15 protein-coding genes are annotated in these 16,280 nt (G+C 70.9%); 9 read left to right on the forward strand and 6 right to left on the reverse strand.

Annotation, left to right across the window (positions count from 1 at the left end; all coding sequences use genetic code 11):
- The first annotated feature begins 195 nt into the window (after positions 1-195).
- Genes P2L57_RS31825 through P2L57_RS31845 form a run of 5 tightly spaced genes read left to right on the forward strand, consistent with a single transcriptional unit; the run spans position 196 to position 4,805 of the window.
- A complete protein-coding gene (locus tag P2L57_RS31825; RefSeq protein WP_372516013.1) occupies positions 196-1,338 on the forward strand; it encodes an ABC transporter substrate-binding protein in 1,143 nt (380 codons plus the stop codon).
- Complete coding sequence (locus tag P2L57_RS31830) at positions 1,335-2,255, forward strand: ABC transporter permease (RefSeq protein WP_372516010.1); 921 nt, start codon at positions 1,335-1,337, stop codon at positions 2,253-2,255. The genes P2L57_RS31825 and P2L57_RS31830 overlap by 4 nt, the downstream gene beginning before the upstream one ends.
- Positions 2,243-3,118, forward strand: a complete 876-nt coding sequence (locus tag P2L57_RS31835) for an ABC transporter permease (protein ID WP_275820458.1) — start codon at positions 2,243-2,245, stop codon at positions 3,116-3,118. The genes P2L57_RS31830 and P2L57_RS31835 overlap by 13 nt, the downstream gene beginning before the upstream one ends.
- Positions 3,115-4,152: an ABC transporter ATP-binding protein gene (locus P2L57_RS31840; RefSeq protein ID WP_275820460.1), complete on the forward strand. Its 1,038-nt coding sequence runs from the start codon at positions 3,115-3,117 to the stop codon at positions 4,150-4,152. Before P2L57_RS31835 ends, P2L57_RS31840 begins: the two co-directional genes overlap by 4 nt.
- Positions 4,149-4,805, forward strand: a complete 657-nt coding sequence (locus P2L57_RS31845; protein WP_275820462.1) for an HAD family hydrolase — start codon at positions 4,149-4,151, stop codon at positions 4,803-4,805. Before P2L57_RS31840 ends, P2L57_RS31845 begins: the two co-directional genes overlap by 4 nt.
- Before the next feature lie 109 nt (positions 4,806-4,914).
- Here P2L57_RS31845 and P2L57_RS31850 read toward each other — a convergent pair whose 3' ends face one another.
- The 3 genes from P2L57_RS31850 to P2L57_RS31860 are packed head-to-tail and all read right to left on the reverse strand — an operon-like array spanning position 4,915 to position 8,560.
- Entirely contained in the window at positions 4,915-5,337 is a 423-nt protein-coding gene (locus tag P2L57_RS31850; RefSeq protein WP_275820464.1) for a DUF3592 domain-containing protein, read from the reverse strand.
- Between the two features lie 11 nt (positions 5,338-5,348).
- A complete protein-coding gene (locus tag P2L57_RS31855; RefSeq protein ID WP_275820466.1) occupies positions 5,349-6,035 on the reverse strand; it encodes a response regulator in 687 nt (228 codons plus the stop codon).
- Positions 6,032-8,560 (reverse strand): sensor histidine kinase, encoded by a 2,529-nt coding sequence (locus tag P2L57_RS31860; RefSeq protein ID WP_275820467.1) that lies wholly within the window; start codon positions 8,558-8,560, stop codon positions 6,032-6,034. Before P2L57_RS31860 ends, P2L57_RS31855 begins: the two co-directional genes overlap by 4 nt.
- A 335-nt stretch (positions 8,561-8,895) precedes the next feature.
- On the opposite strand from P2L57_RS31860, the gene P2L57_RS31865 reads away from it, so the two are divergent.
- Together P2L57_RS31865 and lnt are read left to right on the forward strand one after the other, a co-directional pair.
- The gene (locus tag P2L57_RS31865; RefSeq protein WP_275820469.1) at positions 8,896-10,458 is read left to right on the forward strand and encodes a Na+/H+ antiporter; all 1,563 of its coding nucleotides are present in this window, start codon (positions 8,896-8,898) and stop codon (positions 10,456-10,458) included.
- A 160-nt stretch (positions 10,459-10,618) separates the two neighbouring features.
- Complete coding sequence (gene lnt / locus P2L57_RS31870) at positions 10,619-12,139, forward strand: apolipoprotein N-acyltransferase (RefSeq protein WP_275820549.1); 1,521 nt, start codon at positions 10,619-10,621, stop codon at positions 12,137-12,139.
- On the opposite strand, the gene P2L57_RS31875 is transcribed toward lnt, so the two are convergent.
- Positions 12,111-13,037 (reverse strand): Gfo/Idh/MocA family protein, encoded by a 927-nt coding sequence (locus P2L57_RS31875; protein WP_275820471.1) that lies wholly within the window; start codon positions 13,035-13,037, stop codon positions 12,111-12,113. The two genes, lnt and P2L57_RS31875, sit on opposite strands and share 29 nt — an antisense overlap.
- Positions 13,038-13,185: 148 nt before the next feature.
- Between P2L57_RS31875 and P2L57_RS31880 the strand changes: the two genes are divergently transcribed.
- Positions 13,186-13,689, forward strand: coding sequence for a DinB family protein (locus tag P2L57_RS31880; protein WP_275820473.1), 504 nt, complete (start codon positions 13,186-13,188; stop codon positions 13,687-13,689).
- A 661-nt stretch (positions 13,690-14,350) separates the two neighbouring features.
- Here P2L57_RS31880 and P2L57_RS31885 read toward each other — a convergent pair.
- Positions 14,351-14,812, reverse strand: a complete 462-nt coding sequence (locus P2L57_RS31885) for a hypothetical protein (protein WP_275820475.1) — start codon at positions 14,810-14,812, stop codon at positions 14,351-14,353.
- Between the two features lie 318 nt (positions 14,813-15,130).
- On the opposite strand from P2L57_RS31885, the gene P2L57_RS31890 reads away from it, so the two are divergent.
- Entirely contained in the window at positions 15,131-15,532 is a 402-nt protein-coding gene (locus tag P2L57_RS31890) for a DUF3224 domain-containing protein (RefSeq protein WP_275820477.1), read from the forward strand.
- A 28-nt stretch (positions 15,533-15,560) separates the two neighbouring features.
- On the opposite strand, the gene P2L57_RS31895 is transcribed toward P2L57_RS31890, so the two are convergent.
- Positions 15,561-16,241: a uracil-DNA glycosylase gene (locus P2L57_RS31895; RefSeq protein WP_275820551.1), complete on the reverse strand. Its 681-nt coding sequence runs from the start codon at positions 16,239-16,241 to the stop codon at positions 15,561-15,563.
- Between the last annotated feature and the right edge of the window lie 39 nt (positions 16,242-16,280).

Genomic DNA, 16,280 nt, shown 5'->3' on the forward strand with positions numbered 1-16,280 from the left:
TCCATGCGCGTGCCACGTACTTCGATCGGGAGCCTAACCGGCACCGATGACCCAATCCGCGTCGTTCCTGGGACCGTCGTCGAATCTCGGCCACTCGTTCACTTTCCGGACACCCGGCTCGTACGTACTTGGCGCGTCGAGTTGTACAGCCAACCTGGCCACCTCCCAGAACCTCGCAAGGAGACCGAAGTGAACGTGCCCAGAACCCGGGCCATCGGCGCAGCAGGCGTCCTGGCCGCCGCGGCACTCACCCTCAGCGCGTGCGGCGCCGCGCCCGCCACGAGCACCACGGCGAACGGCAAGAGCGCCGCGACCGCCACCTCGGCAGCCGACTTCGGCGGGATGAACGGCCTGGTCGCCGCCGCGAAGAAGGAGGGCACGCTGAACGCCATCGCCCTCCCCCGGGACTGGGCGAACTACGGCGCGGTCATCGACGGGTTCACCAAGAAGTACGGCATCAAGGTCCAGGACGAGAACCCGGGCGGCGCCAGCCAGGACGAGCTGAACGCGATCACCTCCCGCAAGGGCCAGGACCGTGCCCCCGACGTGGTCGACCTGGGCTCGTCCTTCGCGCTCAGCGGCGCCCAGCAGGGCCTGTTCGCCTCCTACAAGGTGGCCGGATTCGACCAGATCCCCGGCGTCCAGAAGGACAGCCAGGCGCGCTGGTACAACGACTACGGCGGCTACATCTCGATCGGCTGCGACGCCAAGCGGGTCAAGAACTGCCCGAAGACCTTCGCCGATCTCCTCAAGCCCGACTACAAGGGCCAGGTGGCGCTCAACGGCAACCCGACCAAGGCCGGTGCGGCCTTCGGCGCGGTGTACGCGGCGGCGCTGGCCAACGGCGGCTCCTTCGACAACATCCAGCCCGGTATCGACTTCTTCGGCAAGCTGAAGAAGGCTGGCAACTTCGACCCGGTGCAGGCCACTCCGGCGACGATCCAGAAGGGCGAGACCCCGATCACCGTCGACTGGGACTACCTCAACTCCGGTTACGCGGACGAGTTCCGCGACAAGGGCGTCGACTGGCAGGTCACGGTGCCGTCCGACGGCCAGTACTCGCAGTACTACTCGCAGGCGATCAACGCCTCCGCACCGCACCCGGCGGCCGCCCGGCTGTGGCAGGAGTACCTGTACAGCCCCGAGGGCCAGAACCTCTTCCTCAAGGGCTACGCCCGCCCGGCCCTGATGGCCGCCATGAAGCAGGCCGGAACGCTGGACTCCGCCGCGGCGGGCAAGCTCGCCGCGGTCAGCGGTGTGCCCTCCTTCCCCACCCCCGACCAGACCGACAAGGCGAAGCAGGTCGTCACCGAGAAGTGGGCTCAGGCTGTCTCGTGACGAACGTTGCCACTTCGGCTGATACCGGTGTGTTGCGGGGGCAAGCCCCCGAACTCCCACGCGGTAGAGCCATCAGATCGCGGCTGGGCGGCGGACTTGCCGTCGCCCCGCTGCTGCTCTTCATGGCGATGGCCTTCGGTCTGCCGGCCATCGCCATCGGCACCGGTGCCTTCACCACCAGTGCCGACGCACCCGGCGGGGTGCACTGGACGCTGTCCAACATGACCACCTCGGTACACGGCGCGTATCTGACCGCGCTGTGGGGCAGCGTCAAGCTCTCGGCGCTGTCCGCGCTGCTGGCGACGGTGCTCGGACTGCCGCTCGCGCAGGCGGTGGTGACCTCGAACAGCCGGGCGCTGCGGGACGCCGTCATGTCCGCCTCGGGCGTGCTCGCCAACTTCGGTGGCGTTCCCCTGGCGTTCGCGTTCGTGGCCACCTTGGGCAACGCGGGTGTGCTCACCGCGCACCTCGGGCTGGCCGCCAAGGGCTGGAGCCTGTACAGCTTCTGGGGCCTGGTCGTGGTGTACCTGTACTTCCTGCTGCCGCTGATGGTGCTGACCATCGCCCCCGCACTGGAGGGGCTGCGCGCAGGATGGCGGGAGGCGGCACGCAACAACGGGGCCACCACGTGGCAGTACTGGCTGCATGTCGCGCTCCCGGTGCTCGCGCCCTCGCTGCTCGGCGGCTATGTGCTGCTGTTCGGCAGTGCCTTCGCCGCCTACGCCACCGCCGCCGCGATGGTCGGCAGCTCGGTGCCGCTGCTGACCTCGCAGATCGCCGACGCCCTGTCCGGCAACGTCCTGGTGGGCCAGGGCAATGTGGCCCTCGCCCTCAGCATCGACATGGTCGTCGTCGCGGGCGCGGTCATGGCGGTCTACGTACCCCTGCAGCGAAGGAGCGCCCGATGGCTCGCCTGACGAACCGCCGGATCCGCTGGTGGCGCGGTGCGGTCGGGCTCATCGCCGGGCTGTACTTCCTGGTGCCGCTCGCCTGCTCGGTGCTCTTCACCGTGGATGTGCCCGGGCAGGGCTTCACCCTGAGCTCGTACACCGGGATCCTGAGCGCGAGCGGCTTCACCAGCAGCCTGCTGCTCACCCTGGAGCTGGCCGCCGCGACCATCGTGCTGGTGCTGGGACTGCTGGTCCCGGCCCTGCTCGCGGCGCGGCTCGGCGCGCCCCGGCTGCGTCCGCTGCTGGAAGTCGTCTGCTCGCTACCGCTCGTGGTGCCCTCGGTCGCACTGGTCGCCGGATACAGCGGTGTGCTGCGCTGGGGTCCGCAGTACCTGTCCCGCACACCGTTGTTCCAGACCTTCGTGGCCGTGCAGAACGCCAGCTTCCCCGTGGTGCTGGTGCTCGCCTACACGGTGATGTCGCTGCCGCTCGCCTACCGGGCGCTGGACGCCGGACTGCGTGCGGTGGACGTCCGTACGCTGATGGAGGCGGCGCGCAGCTGCGGCGCCAGCCCGGTGCGGGCGGTGTTCCAGGCGGTGCTGCCGAATCTGCGCGGTGCGCTGATGAACGCGAGCTTCCTCACGCTGGCGCTGGTGCTCGGCGAGTACACCGTCGGCGCGCTGCTGGGATTCAGGCCGTTCGCGGTGTGGATCGTCGGCATCGGCGGCAGCCAGGCCCAACTGTCGGTCGCCGTCTCGGTGTTGAGCCTGCTGCTGACCTGGGCACTACTGCTGGTGTTCGCGGCCGCGGGCCGCTCCCGTACCCGTATCCCCCGCCGGGCCCGTGCCAAGGCCGCCCCGGCGCTCGTTCCGCAGGAGTCGGCATCATGACCGTCGAATTCCGGTCGCTGCACAAGTCGTTCGGCGCCACCAAGGCCCTCGATGGGCTCGACCTGACCGCTCACCAAGGCGAACTGCTGGCGCTGCTCGGCCCGTCCGGCTGCGGCAAGACCACGGCGCTGCGGATGCTGGCGGGCTTCGAACATCCGGACTCCGGGCAGGTGCTGGTGGACGGTGAGGACATCAGCGAGGTACCGGCGCACCGCCGGGACGCCGGGATGGTCTTCCAGTCGTACAGCCTCTTCCCGCATCTGACCGCCGCCGACAACGTGGCGTTCGGATTGCGGATGCGCAAGGTCGGCGCCGCGGAACGGCGTGCCAGGGCGGCGGAGTTGCTGGAGCTCGTCGGCCTGCCGCAGCACGCCGACCGCTATCCGCACCAGATGTCCGGCGGTCAGCAGCAGCGGGTGGCGCTGGCCCGGGCGCTCGCGCTGCGCCCGAAGGTGCTGCTGCTGGACGAGCCGTTGTCCGCCCTGGATGCCAAGGTCCGGGTGCAGCTGCGGGAGGAGATCCGGCGGCTGCAGCAGGAGTTGGCGATCACCACGGTGTTCGTCACCCATGACCAGGAGGAGGCGCTGTCCACCGCCGACCGCGTCGCGGTGATGCGGGACGGCCGTCTGGAGCAGTGCGCCAGCCCCGCCGAGTTGTACGACACGCCCTCGACCGCGTTCGTCGCGGAGTTCGTCGGCACCATGAACCGGCTGCCGGGTCGGGCGACGGGCGACGGCACCGTGGAGGTCCTCGGGCAGCGACTGCCGGTCCGCGGCGCCGCGGACACGTCGGGCGCGGTCGATGTACTGGTGCGTCCGGAGGCGGTCGACGCCACCGCCGACGAGGACGGATCCGCACGGGTCACCGCCACCGCCTTCCATGGCGCGGTCACCCGGCTGACGGTCACGCTCGCCGACGGCACCACGGTCAAGGCCGACATCCCCAGCCACCGCGCCAGCGACCTGGCGGCGGGCGCCGCGGCGACCGTGACCCTCCCGGAGCGGCCGGTGCTGATCGAGGCGCATGCCGCATGACCCTGGCCGCAGTTCTGTTCGACATGGACGGCACGCTGGTGGACACCGAGGAGGTGTGGTGGCAGGCGGTCGCCGACACCGCGACCGGCCTCGGCTACCAGCTCTCCGACCAGGACCTGCCCGATGTGCTGGGCCGCCCGGTGGAGCACACCGCGCAGCACCTGCTGCGGGTCACCCGCACCGACCGCGACCGCGCCGAGCTGACGGCGGAGCTGGACAACCGCTTCGCGGAGCTGGTCGCCCATGAGATCCGGCCGCGCCCTGGCGCGCTGGAGCTGCTGGACGCCCTGCGGGCGCAGCGGCTCACCACCGCCCTGGTGTCGGCCTCGCCGCGCCGGGTGGTCGACATGGTGCTGCGGGTACTGGGCCGGGAGCGGTTCACGGTGACGGTCTCGGCGGACGACACGCCCCGGACCAAGCCCGCGCCCGACCCGTATCTGGCCGCGGCACGGCTGCTCGGTGTGGACCCCGCGCACTGCGTGGCCGTGGAGGACACGCCGACGGGCGTGGCATCCGCGGAGGCGGCGGGCTGCCAGGTACTGGCCGTGCCGTCGGCCGTGCCGATCGAGGCGGCGCCCGGCCGCACCGTACTGCCTTCCCTGGAGCAGGCCGGTCCCGCGCTACTGCGGTCCCTCGTGCCCAGCCCGCGATAGTGGCTGCGCGGGAGAGCCGGTGACGGGGGTGGGTCGGAGAGACGGTATCGGCGGTGGGCCGGAGAGACGGTAACGGGTGGGTGGGCGGGAAAAAGTAGTTGACGCTACGTCAGCTGATCGCCACGGCGAGCAGCGCCAGGCACGCCAGCAGCAGGGCGCTGCCCACCACGATGAATCCGTACTCCAGGCCCACCCGCTCCCTGCGGTGCACGACCACGGTGCGCGGATCGGCCGGGTCGTAGGACACCAGCACGGTGTCGCCGTCCCGCAAGGGGCGGCGCCGGGTGGACGGTACCGGGCTGACGATCTCCATCACCCGGTCGTCCTCCGTCGCGAACTGCAACAGCGGGCGCGGCGGCCAGGGTTCGCCGGAGGCATCCCCGGGAGGGCGTTTGACCAGCGCGCCGGCCACCACGCCGAACCGCCGGACCCGCCGGATCTCGCGCAGCCCGAGGATCCCGACCAGCGCCGCGAACGCCCCGCACACACCCGCGAGCCCGGCGAACACCGCCACCACCACGCCTGCCTCCATGGTTCGCCGCCTCAGGGGTCGAAGCGGTAGCCCATCCCCGGCTCGGTGATCAGATGCCGGGGACGGGACGGATCGGGCTCCAGTTTCCGGCGTAACGCGGACATGTAGATACGCAGGTAGTTGGTGCGGTTCTCGCGCCCCGGCCCCCATACGTCGCGCAGCAGTTGAGCACCGGTGACCAGTCTGCCCGGGTTGCGCAGCAGCGGAGCCAGCAGCCGCCACTCGGTCGGCGTGAAGTGCAGCGGCTCGCCTTCACCCGACGTGGGCACAGCGGTGTACGAACCGAGATCGACGGTGAACGCCGCCACCTCCACGGTCTCCCGCGGCTGCGCCGCGGGGACCGGGCGGCGCAGCACGGCCCGCAGCCTGGCCAGCAGTTCATCCATGGAGAACGGTTTCGTCAGGTAGTCGTCCGCCCCCGCGTCCAGCGCCTCGACGGTGACCGCCGGTCCGGTACGCCCGGACAGCACGATGATCGGCGCCGAACACCAGACGCGTAGCCCCGCGATCACCTCGACACCGTCCAGATCCGGCAGGCCGAGGTCGAGAACGATCGCGTCCGGCGGGCAGTGTCCGGCGAGGCGCAGCGCGGTGGCGCCGTCCGGCGCGGTGGCCACCGCGTAGTGCCGCGCCCTGAGGTTGATGCCGAGGGCGCGCAGCATCTGCGGTTCGTCGTCGACGACCAAGACCCGCCTCATGTCACCACCTCGTCCCGCACGGCGGGTGCGACGGGCAGCGACACCACCATCGTCAGCCCGCCGCCGGGCGTCTCCTCCGGGGTGAGCGAGCCGCCCATCGCCTCGGTCAGCCCGCGGGACAGCGCGAGGCCCAGACCCAGACCGGTGCTGTTGTCGGTGTCGCCCATGCGCTGGAACGGCTCGAACGCCCGCTCCCAGTCGGCCGGTTGGATTCCCGGCCCGCGGTCCACGACGCGTATCTCCACCCAGGAGCCGAGCACGCTGGCGCTGACCGACACCGGCTGGCCCGACGGCGAGTGGCGTACCGCGTTGGCCACCAGATTGGCCAGCACCCGTTCCAGCAGTGGTGGATCGGCGAGCACATCCGCCACCTCCTCAAGCCCCGGGGTCAGCACCGGTACGAAGGTGTCCGGCAGGGTGTCCAGGGCCAGCGGCAGCACCTCGGCGGGCGCGGTCGGCCGCAGGCGCAGAGTGAGGGCTCCGGCCTGCAGCCTGCTCATGTCGAGGAGGTTGTCGACCAGCCGGTTGAGCTTGACCAGCGACTCCTCGGCGGTGGCGAGCAGTTCCTCGCGGTCCTCCTCGCTGAAGTCCACATCGCGGCTGCGCAGACTGCTGACCGCTGCCCAGCCACTGGCCAGCGGGGTCCGCAGGTCGTGGCTGACGGCGGCCAGCAGTGCGGTGCGCATCCGGTCGGCCGCCTTGACCGGCTCGACCTCGGCGGCGGCCTCGGCGAGCCGGGCCCGTTCCAGCGCGGCCGCCAGGTGCGCGGCGAAGGCGGTCAACACCCGGTGCTCGGAAGCTGCCAGGTCGCGCCCCTTCAGCAGCAGCAGGCTGTCCGGCCCGATCGGGATGGTGAGGTCGGCGTCGTCGCTCGGGCACGGCTCGTCGCCGGCGGTGCGCCACGCCAGCACCGCTGACTCCATGCCGAAGGTCTCCCGGGTCAGGTTCAGCAGCGCGGAGACGGCCTGGTCGCCGCGGAGGATGTTCCCGGCCAGCGCGGAGAGCGTTTCGGCCTCGGCGGTGGCGTTGGCGGCCCGCCGGGACAGCCGCAGCGAGCGGTCGACGATGGCGGCGACTATCACCGCCACCATGGTGAAGGCGGCCAGCGCCAGGATGTTGTTGGGCTCGGCGATGGTGAACTCGCCGACGGGCGGTATGAAGTAGTAGTTCAACAGCAGCGACGCGCTGATCGAGGCGAGCACCGCGGAGACCACACCGCCGATGCACGCCACCGCGACCACGGTGATCAGGAAGAGCAGCGTCTCACTGGTGAGGTTGAGGTGCAGTGCGTGGGAGACGGCACGCAGCAGCAGGGTCAGCAGCCCGGGCAGCACCAGCCCGGCGACCGGGCCCGCCACCCGCCGGACGACCGGCAGCGACTGCCCGCGGACCGGCAACACCCTGCCGCCGCCCGCACGTTCATGGGTGACCATATGGACATCGATGTCCCCGGACAGCTCGACGGTGGTCTCGCCCACGCCGCGTTCGGCCAGGAACCGCCTGAGCCGACTGCGGCGGCTGGTGCCGACGACGAGCTGGGTGGCGTTCTCCGCACGGGCGAAGTCCAGCAGCGCGGAGGGCACATGATCGCCGACGACCGAGTGGAAGCTACCGCCGAGACTCTCCACCAACTGGCGCTGCCGGGCGAGAGCGGCCGGGGAGAAGTCGGTGAGGCCGTCGCTGCGCACCACATGGACGGCGAGCAGGTCGCCGCCGGACGACCGGGCGGCGATCCGGGCAGCCCGGCGAATGAGCGTTTCCCCTTCGGAGCCGCCGGTCAGCGCGACCACCACCCGCTCCCGGGTCTCCCACACCTTGCCGATGCGGTGCTCGTAGCGGTACTTCTGCAGTGCCTCGTCGACCTGTCCGGCCACCCACAGCAGCGCCAGCTCCCTCAGCGCGGTCAGATTGCCGACCCGGAAGTAGTGCGAGAGCGCGGCGTCGATCTTCTCCGGCGGATAGATGTTGCCGTGTGCCATCCGGCGGCGCAGCGCCTCGGCGGGCATGTCGACCAGCTCTACCTGCTCGGCGCGGCGGGCGATCTCGTCGGGCACGGTCTCCCGCTGCGGTACACCGGTGATGTTCTGGACGACGTCGTTGAGGGACTCCAGATGCTGGATGTTGAGGGTGGTGACCACATCGATCCCGGCGGCCAGCAGTTCCTCGATGTCCTGCCAGCGTTTGGCGTTGCGCCCGCCGGGGACGTTGGTGTGGGCGATCTCGTCGACCAACGCGACTTCGGGGTGCCGGTCGAGCACGGCGGCCAGGTCCAGCTCGGTGAAGTCGACGCCCCGGTAGCTTCGCCGGACTCTGGGGACGACCTCCAGCCCGGCGAGCATCTCCTCGGTGTGCGGCCGGTGGTGACACTCGGCGAGCGCCACCACGACGTCCTTGCCGCGTGCGGCGCGGCGCCTGCCTTCGTCCAGCATCCGGTAGGTCTTGCCGACTCCGGGCGCCGCCCCGAGGAAGACCTTGAGCTTGCCGGGCCGTGGGCCCTGCGTGCCGGGCGGGATGGCGCTGTGCACCACCGGGGCCCCTCCTTGTGTCGTCAGGCGTGATGCCGCGCCGGAGGCCCGATCCGCTGGCGGTGGCCGCGACCACGGGGACTCCACCGCGGCCCGGTGGGCTGCGCGGCACCGGAGCCAGGCCCGGGAGCGGCGAGCGGCATCGGCTGGCACCGGCTTCAGTAGCCTGCTTCGCTGACCAGCCGTTGCGGCCGTTGTTAGCGGGGTCCTTACACGATCACGGTGCTCCTTGACGGTGCCTTGACGCGGTTGGGCCGATAGGGTGAGGCACGGAGCGCCGGGAAGTCTGGTCGGCCGGGACGGAAGTCCCGAAAACTCGGTCAGGGAGCGACGGCGTGCACAGTGTTGGAACGGTCCTGTTCCTGGTGGTCCTAGCCACCGTGGTGGCGACCGGCGCCAGGCGTTGGAGCATCCCCGCGCCCTCACTCCTGGTGGTTGCCGGACTCGGAGTGGCGCTCCTGCCGGGCATTCCGCAGATCAGGGTGACGCCCGACCTCATCGGCCTGGTGGTGTTGCCGCCACTGCTGTACGCCTCGGCCGAGGAGATCTCATGGCGTGAGCTGCGGGCGGTCTGGCGGCCGGTGACGGTGCTCGCGGTGGGCCTGGTGCTGTTCTCCGCGGCCGCGGTGGGTGCGGTCGCGGCGGCGTTCACTCCGCTCCCGCTGTCGATGGCGTTCGTGCTGGGCGCGGTGCTGGCCAGTACCGACCCGGTGGCGGTGACCGCGTTGGGACGGCGGCTGGCGCTGCCGCCGCGTGTCCAGGTGCTGGTGCAGGCGGAGAGCCTGTTCAACGACGCGACGTCGCTGGTGCTGTTCCGGGTCGCGGTCTCCGTGGCGGTGGCGTCGAGCACGGTGTCATGGCAGGCGGCGGGCGGGCAGTTCGCGCTGCTCGCCGGGGGCGGGGCGGTGCTGGGGGCGGCGGTGGCCGGCGCGGTGGCGCTGATCCGGCGGCGTACCGAGGAACCGGTGCTGGAGACCGTGATAGCGCTGGTGACCCCGTACTCCGCGTACGTCCTCGCCGAGGCGGCACACACCTCGGGCGTGACGGCGGTGGTGGTGTGCGGGGTGCTGCTGGGCAGCGGCGGGCACCGGCTGACGACGGCGCCGATACGGCTGCAGTTGCACGCGGTCTACGGCACGGTGGTCTTCCTGCTGGAGAGCGTGGTCTTCAGCCTGATAGGACTGGAACTGCCCAGCCTGATACGCGACTTGAGCGGCGCCGACCACGGGTGGCCGGTGCAGGCGCTGGCGGTGGCGGTCACCTTGATGACGGTACGGATGCTGTGGGTGTTCCCGCTGTCGGCCCTACTGCACCGCAAGGACGGCGCGGCCAACGGATCGTCGCGGGTCGCGGCGGTCGCCTCCTGGGCGGGCACCCGTGGAGTGGTGCCGCTGGCCGCCTCCTTGTCGATTCCGCTGACCACGGCGCACGGAGCCGCGCTCCCGCACCGCGCGCTGGTCCTGGTGCTGGCCACCTCGGTCGTCGTGGTCACGCTGATCACGCAGGGCTTCACCCTCGCACCGCTGGTACGTCGCTCGGGGATCGCCATGGAACCCGCGCACACCCGGCGCGAGGAGGCGCAGGCCCAGCACCTGGTGGTCAGCGCCGGGCTGCGCCATCTGGAGCAGATAGCCGAGTTGGAGGCGGCCCCAGAGGTGGTGGTGGAGCGGCTCCGCCGGACCCTGCGCAGCCAGGTGGAGCACGCCCGCGAGCGGCTCGGCGAAGAGGAACAGGACCACGCGACGGCGGACGCGTATCGTCAGTTGCGTATCGACGTGATAGCGGTCGAGACCGCCGAGCTGCGGCGGCTGTACGACATCAACCGGATCAGCGACACCACCCGGCGTCGCATCCAACGCCGTCTCGACCTGGAGGAAGCCCGCCTGGGAGAGGGCTGACCCTCGCCAGGTCGCCGTCGGCCCGGCCCGGGGCTCGCCGACCCGCACCACCGCCACCTGGTTGCCGCTGTGATGACCTGGGGAGTCTACGAAGGTGACCACCGTCCCGAAGCCGACCACCCCCCGCCGCCGCAGCCCTGGCGCGACGAGGCGCCAGGACATGCCGCCCCGGGACTCCGCCCGCCGCCCATCGCTCACTTCTCCCTGGTGGCGCGGGGCCGCGGCCGTCGTGGCCGGCGCGCTGCCCGCCCTCGCCTTCCCGGCGCCGGCGCTGTGGTGGTTGGCCTACGTCGCCCTGGTACCGCTGATCCTGCTGGCGCGCTCGGCCCCCACCAGCGGCCGGGGGGCGCTGGACGGCTGGCTCGGCGGGACCGGGTTCATGATCGCCGTGCATCACTGGCTGCTGCCGAGCCTGAGTGCCTTCATCGTGGTGATCGCCGCGCTGCTCGGCCTGGTCTGGCTGCCCTGGGGCTGGCTGGCGCAGCGGCTGCTCGGCGGGTCGCCGGGGGTCGGCAGTGTGCTGGCGGCACTGGTGTTGCTGCCATCGGCGTGGCTGCTGGTCGAGATGGTCCGCTCGTGGCAGTACCTCGGCGGTCCGTGGGGGCTGCTCGGCGCCAGCCAGTGGCAGGTGCAACCTGCGCTGCGGCTGGCGTCCATCGGCGGGGTATGGCTGCTGAGCTTCCTGCTGGTGGCGGTGAACACCGCGATCGCGGCGCTGATCGCGGCGCCCGCGGTGCGTCATACGGCGGTGGCGGCGCTGGTCGCGATCGCGCTCGGGGTCACGGCGGTGTGGTTCTGGGCGCCGGTGGCGCCGCGCACCGGGAGCGTACGGATCGCGGTGGTGCAGCCAGGGGACATCGAGAACGGGCTGGCCCGGTTCGACCGAAGTGCCCAGCTCACCACTCAACTGGCCGGGCTGCATCCGGATCTGGTGGTGTGGGGGGAGAGCAGTGTCGGCTTCGACCTGTCGGCCCACCCGCCGCTGAGCAGACGGCTGGCCGACCTGTCCCGGCAGGTCGGCTCGGACCTGCTGGTCAACGTGGACGCGCAGCGCGCCGACGGGCGCGGCATCTACAAGACGTCCGTGCTGGTGGGCCCGCAGGGCCCGACCGGGGACAGCTACGACAAGATGCGGCTGGTGCCGTTCGGTGAATACATCCCGTTGCGTTCGGTGCTCGGCTGGGCGACGAAGGTCGGCAAGGCGGCGAGCGTCAACCGGCACCGCGGCACCCATCAGGTGGTGATGAACGTCGGCACTCTCCGCATCGGCCCGCTGATCTGCTTCGAGACGGCCTTCCCTGACATGAGCCGCCACCTGGCCGACATGGGCGCCCAGATACTGGTGGCGCAGTCCTCCACCTCGACCTTCCAGGACAGTTGGGCACCGGCCCAGCACGCCTCTCTGGCCGCGCTGCGCGCGGCGGAGACCTGGCGGCCGGTGGTCCACTCGACCCTGACCGGTATCAGCGCGGTCTACGACGCGCGCGGCACCCGGCTGGGCCCGCGGCTCGGCACATCGAGCAGCACCGCCCGGCTCTACACGGTTCCGCTGTCCGGCGGTCGCAGCCCGTACGACCGGTTCGGTGACTGGGTGATCAAGATGTCGGTCGGCCTACTGCTGCTGAGCGCGGTCCACGAAGGGCGTCGGGCCGTCAGGAGGCCTGCTGCAGTGCGGCGTTGACGATCCGCTCGCACAACTCATGGGTGAGCAGGTCGTCCTGGGCGCTCAGCACCCTTCCGGCGCGTACGGCGTCCAGGAAGGCAAGGGTGATCTGCTCAATACCGCGCTGACGGGCCACCGGCACCCAGTCACCGCGTCTGCGCAGGCTCGGCTGGCCCTTGTGATCCACGATCTCCGCGAGGTTGAGCACCTGGCGCTTGGTGTCCTGGCCCATCACCTCCAGGATCTCCTCGGTGGAGCCGCTCATGCGGTTCATGATGCCGAGCGCGGTGAACCCGTCGCCGGACAGTTGCAGCACCACGTGGTGCAGCAGACCGCCGTCCGACTTGGTCCGGATGTCGATGTGCTCGACGGTGCCGGGGACCAGGAAACGCAGCGTGTCGACGACGTGGATGAAGTCGTCGAAGACGAACTCCCGTGGTTCGGCGGCGAGACCGACCCGGTTCTTCTGCAGGACGACCAGATCACGCGGGTGGTCGAGACACTGCAGGTAACCGGGCGCGTAACGGCGGTTGAAGCCGGTCATCAGGGTCACACCGCGCTGTTCGGCACGGCGGACCAGGGCTTCGGCGCCCGCGAGGTCGTAGGCCAGCGGCTTGTCGACATAGGTCGGGACCCCGGCGTCGATGAGTGCCTCGGTGATCTCGGCGTGCACCGTGGTGGGGGCGTGTACGAAGGCGGCATCGAGTTCCTGGTCGATGAGCGCGCGCAGGTCGGTGTGGCGGCTGGCCGCCGGGATGCGGTGGCTGTCACCGATCCGGTCCAGCGTGGCCCGGGTGCGGGTCTGCAGATGCAGCTCGATACCGGGCAGTGCGGTGAGCACCGGCAGGTAGGCCTTCTGCGCCATGTCACCGAGGCCGATGACGCCTACTTTGAGCGGCCTGCCAGCGGATGCCACTGCCGATCTCCCGTGTCCGGTGGTACGGAGGTCCCTGCTCCGCAGCATACGTGTGCCGATGGGGCGGTGCGGGCCCGGGCGGACGGCGGCTGGGCGGCCCGGAAAAATGCAGCGCGGCTTGCCGGTGGTCCGCGCCATCATGGCTGCCATGACGCAGACCACGCGAACCGAGACGCCCACGGCCGCCGACGAACGCACCACCCTGGAGGCGATGCTGGACTACCACCGGGCGACGCTTGCGATGAAGTGCGAGGGGCTCTCCGACGAACAGCTGCGCACCGCCACCGTGCCGCCGTCGGAGTTGACACTGCTGGGCCTGGTACGGCATCTGTCCGAGGTGGAGTGCGGCTGGTTCCGCAACGTCCTGGGGGCGGAGGACGTCAAGCCGCTCTACTACTCCGACGAGGACATGGACGGCGAGTTCCACGACCTCGCGACGGCGGATACGGCGGAGGCCTTCGCCACCTGGCGGGCCCAGATCGACCGCGCGAAGGAGCTGGCGGCGACGCGCTCGCTGGACGACACCGGCACGCGCCGGGGCGAGGCTTACTCGCTGCGCTGGATCTATGTGCACATGATCGAGGAGTACGCCAGGCACAACGGGCATGCCGATCTGATCCGCGAGCGCCTAGACGGCGCCACCGGGGAGTGAGACGGCCGGCGATCACCCGTGCGGGGAATATCCAACCGCCGCTCCACAGGCCAGAGTTGACCGGGTGCGCCGATTCCCCGCAGTGGTCGTCCTGGCGGCGGCCGCGCTCCTCACCGGATGCGTCAACGTCTCCGAGCAGCCCGGCATGCCGAGCGGTACGGCGCCCTCGCCGCCGCCACGTCAACCGGCCCTGTCACGGATGGAACCGCGGCCCGCCCGCGAGGAGCTGACCACCACCGAACCGTATGCGGGCGCGTCGTCATCCACCCCTTCCGCGGCCGCGCCCCCCGCGCCCGGGACACCGACGACCGCGCCAGACCCCGGGTCCACGTCCGGGTCCAGGTCCACGTCCGGGTCCGGGTCCGTGACGCAACCGGCGCTGCCCGCACCGGACCTGGGGCAGCGTCCCGCACCGCCGTCTCCCCCGGTCCTGCCCCGCCCGGCGCCGCGGCCGGTGCCCCCGCCGTCCGTCTCGCGGCCGGACCCACACCCGGCCCCGCCTCCGCCGCCGGCGCACCAGCCCGAGCGACCAGCGCCGCCGCCCGCCGGGCAACCGGCCGGGCACGGCGATGTCTGCGGGCTCGGTGAGACATACGGCCGCTGGGCACCGGACAGTCCCGCCGCCCGGATCTGCCACCAGACCTACGGCAGATGACCGGCGCTACGGCAGTTGGTCGGGGTCCGCGGCCGTGGCCAGCCGCAGTTCCAACCGGTCCAGCGCGGCACGGATACCGTCCCCGTACGCGTCGTCGGCCAGGGCGTCGGACGACTCACGTGCTCTGCCGAGGTAGCCGCGCGCTATGCCGTGCTCGCCCAACTTGTGGTAGTCCGCTGCCAGGTTCAGATACAGCGAGGGATAGAAGCCGCGCACCGAGAGCACATGGTCACCCCAGGCGACCTCGTTCTGGTCAACGGCGTCAGCGGCCCGCAACGCCTTGAGATCCCAGGCGAGTTCGTCCTCCGGATCATCCTGGGTGTCCGCCATGTAGTGCGCGAGGGTGCAGCGGTGCACCGGTGATCCGTCCTCCCCGATCTCCTTCCACAGGGTGGCGAAGCGGCTGCGTGCCTCCTCACGATCGCCCCCGTGCAGCAGCATGATCACCTGGCCGATACGCATGGTCATCTCGTCCGCCACTGTCGCCTCCCGTGCCCGCGCCGCGTCGTCGTCCGCGTTCTCGTCCGCGTTCTCGTCCGCGTTCTCGTCCGCGTTCTCGATCTCGATCTCGATCTCGTGACGACGCTAGCGGCAGGGTCTGACAATCACTGTGAAGCAGCCGCGGGGACGGGACCAGGAGGCTGAACCGTACTCCGCCGCACCGACCCCGACCTGGATACCTGGCAGAAGATGGAAGGTATCCAGGGCATCGTGGAATCACCCGGCCCGCCCGGAGCGCCGATGTCGTAGCGCCGCCACCGAGTGCCGACAACGAGGAGCACAACCATGAACCGCCATGTCACCGGCACCTTCACCTTCGCCAGCTGGGAGGAGAACACCTCGGCCGAGGCCGAAGGCGGTGCGAAGCTCGGCCGCGCCTCGGTGGCCAACACCTTCACCGGCGCCGTCGAAGCCGCCGGAGCCGTTGAGTACGCACTGGTCTACACCAGCCCGACCGAGGGGGTGTTCTGCGGCTACGAGCATCTGACCGGCTCGGTGGAGGGCCGGGCGGGTGCCTTCGTGATCGAGCACCGGGGACGGTTCTCGGGAGACACCGTGCACTGCGCCCTGACGGTGGTCCCCGGTTCCGGTAGCGGCGAGCTGGCCGGAATCACCGGCGGCGGCAGCTTCATCGCCCGGCAGGGCGAACCCACCACCACCTACGCCCTCGACTACCACCTGGGCTGACGCCGGGCGCTCGCCGCCGACGACGCCGCTATTGGGCGGGCGTGCCGAGGTCGGGGATCCGCCAGTCGACCGGCGGGTGGCTCTGAGCCGCTACCGCCTCGTTGATCTGGGTGAACGGGCGGCTGCCGAAGAACTTCTTGGCCGACAGCGGTGACGGATGCGCCCCCTGCACCACCATGTGCCGCTCGGTGTCGATCAGCGGCAGCTTCTTCTTCGCGTAGTTGCCCCACAGGACGAACACCGCGGGGTCGGGCCGCTCGGCGACGGCCCTGATCACGGCGTCGGTGAACTTCTCCCAGCCCTTGCCCTTGTGCGCGTTGGCCTCCCCCTCGCGGACCGTCAGCACCGCGTTGAGCAGCAGCACGCCCTGCCGCGCCCAGGGCATCAAGTACCCGTTGTCCGGCACCGGATGGCCGAGCTCCTCGTGCATCTCCTTGAAGATGTTCCGCAGCGACGGCGGGGTCTTCACCCCGGGCCGCACCGAGAAGCACATGCCGTGCGCCTGGCCCACGCCGTGGTACGGGTCCTGCCCCAGGATCAGCACCTTCACCCGGTCGTACGGGGTCGCGTCCAGAGCCGCGAAGACCTCGTCGCGGGGCGGGAACACATGGTGCTGGGCGCGCTCCTTCTCGACGTACTCGGTGAGCTCCTGGAAGTAGGGCTTGTCCAACTCCTCGCCGAGGACGGCCTGCCAGGACTCGGGCAGCATGCTGGGCACGTCAAGAACCTCCGGTACGTGATCCGTTAC

The organism is Streptantibioticus ferralitis, from assembly GCF_029223525.1.
GTDB classification, from domain to species: domain Bacteria; phylum Actinomycetota; class Actinomycetes; order Streptomycetales; family Streptomycetaceae; genus Streptantibioticus_A; species Streptantibioticus_A ferralitis.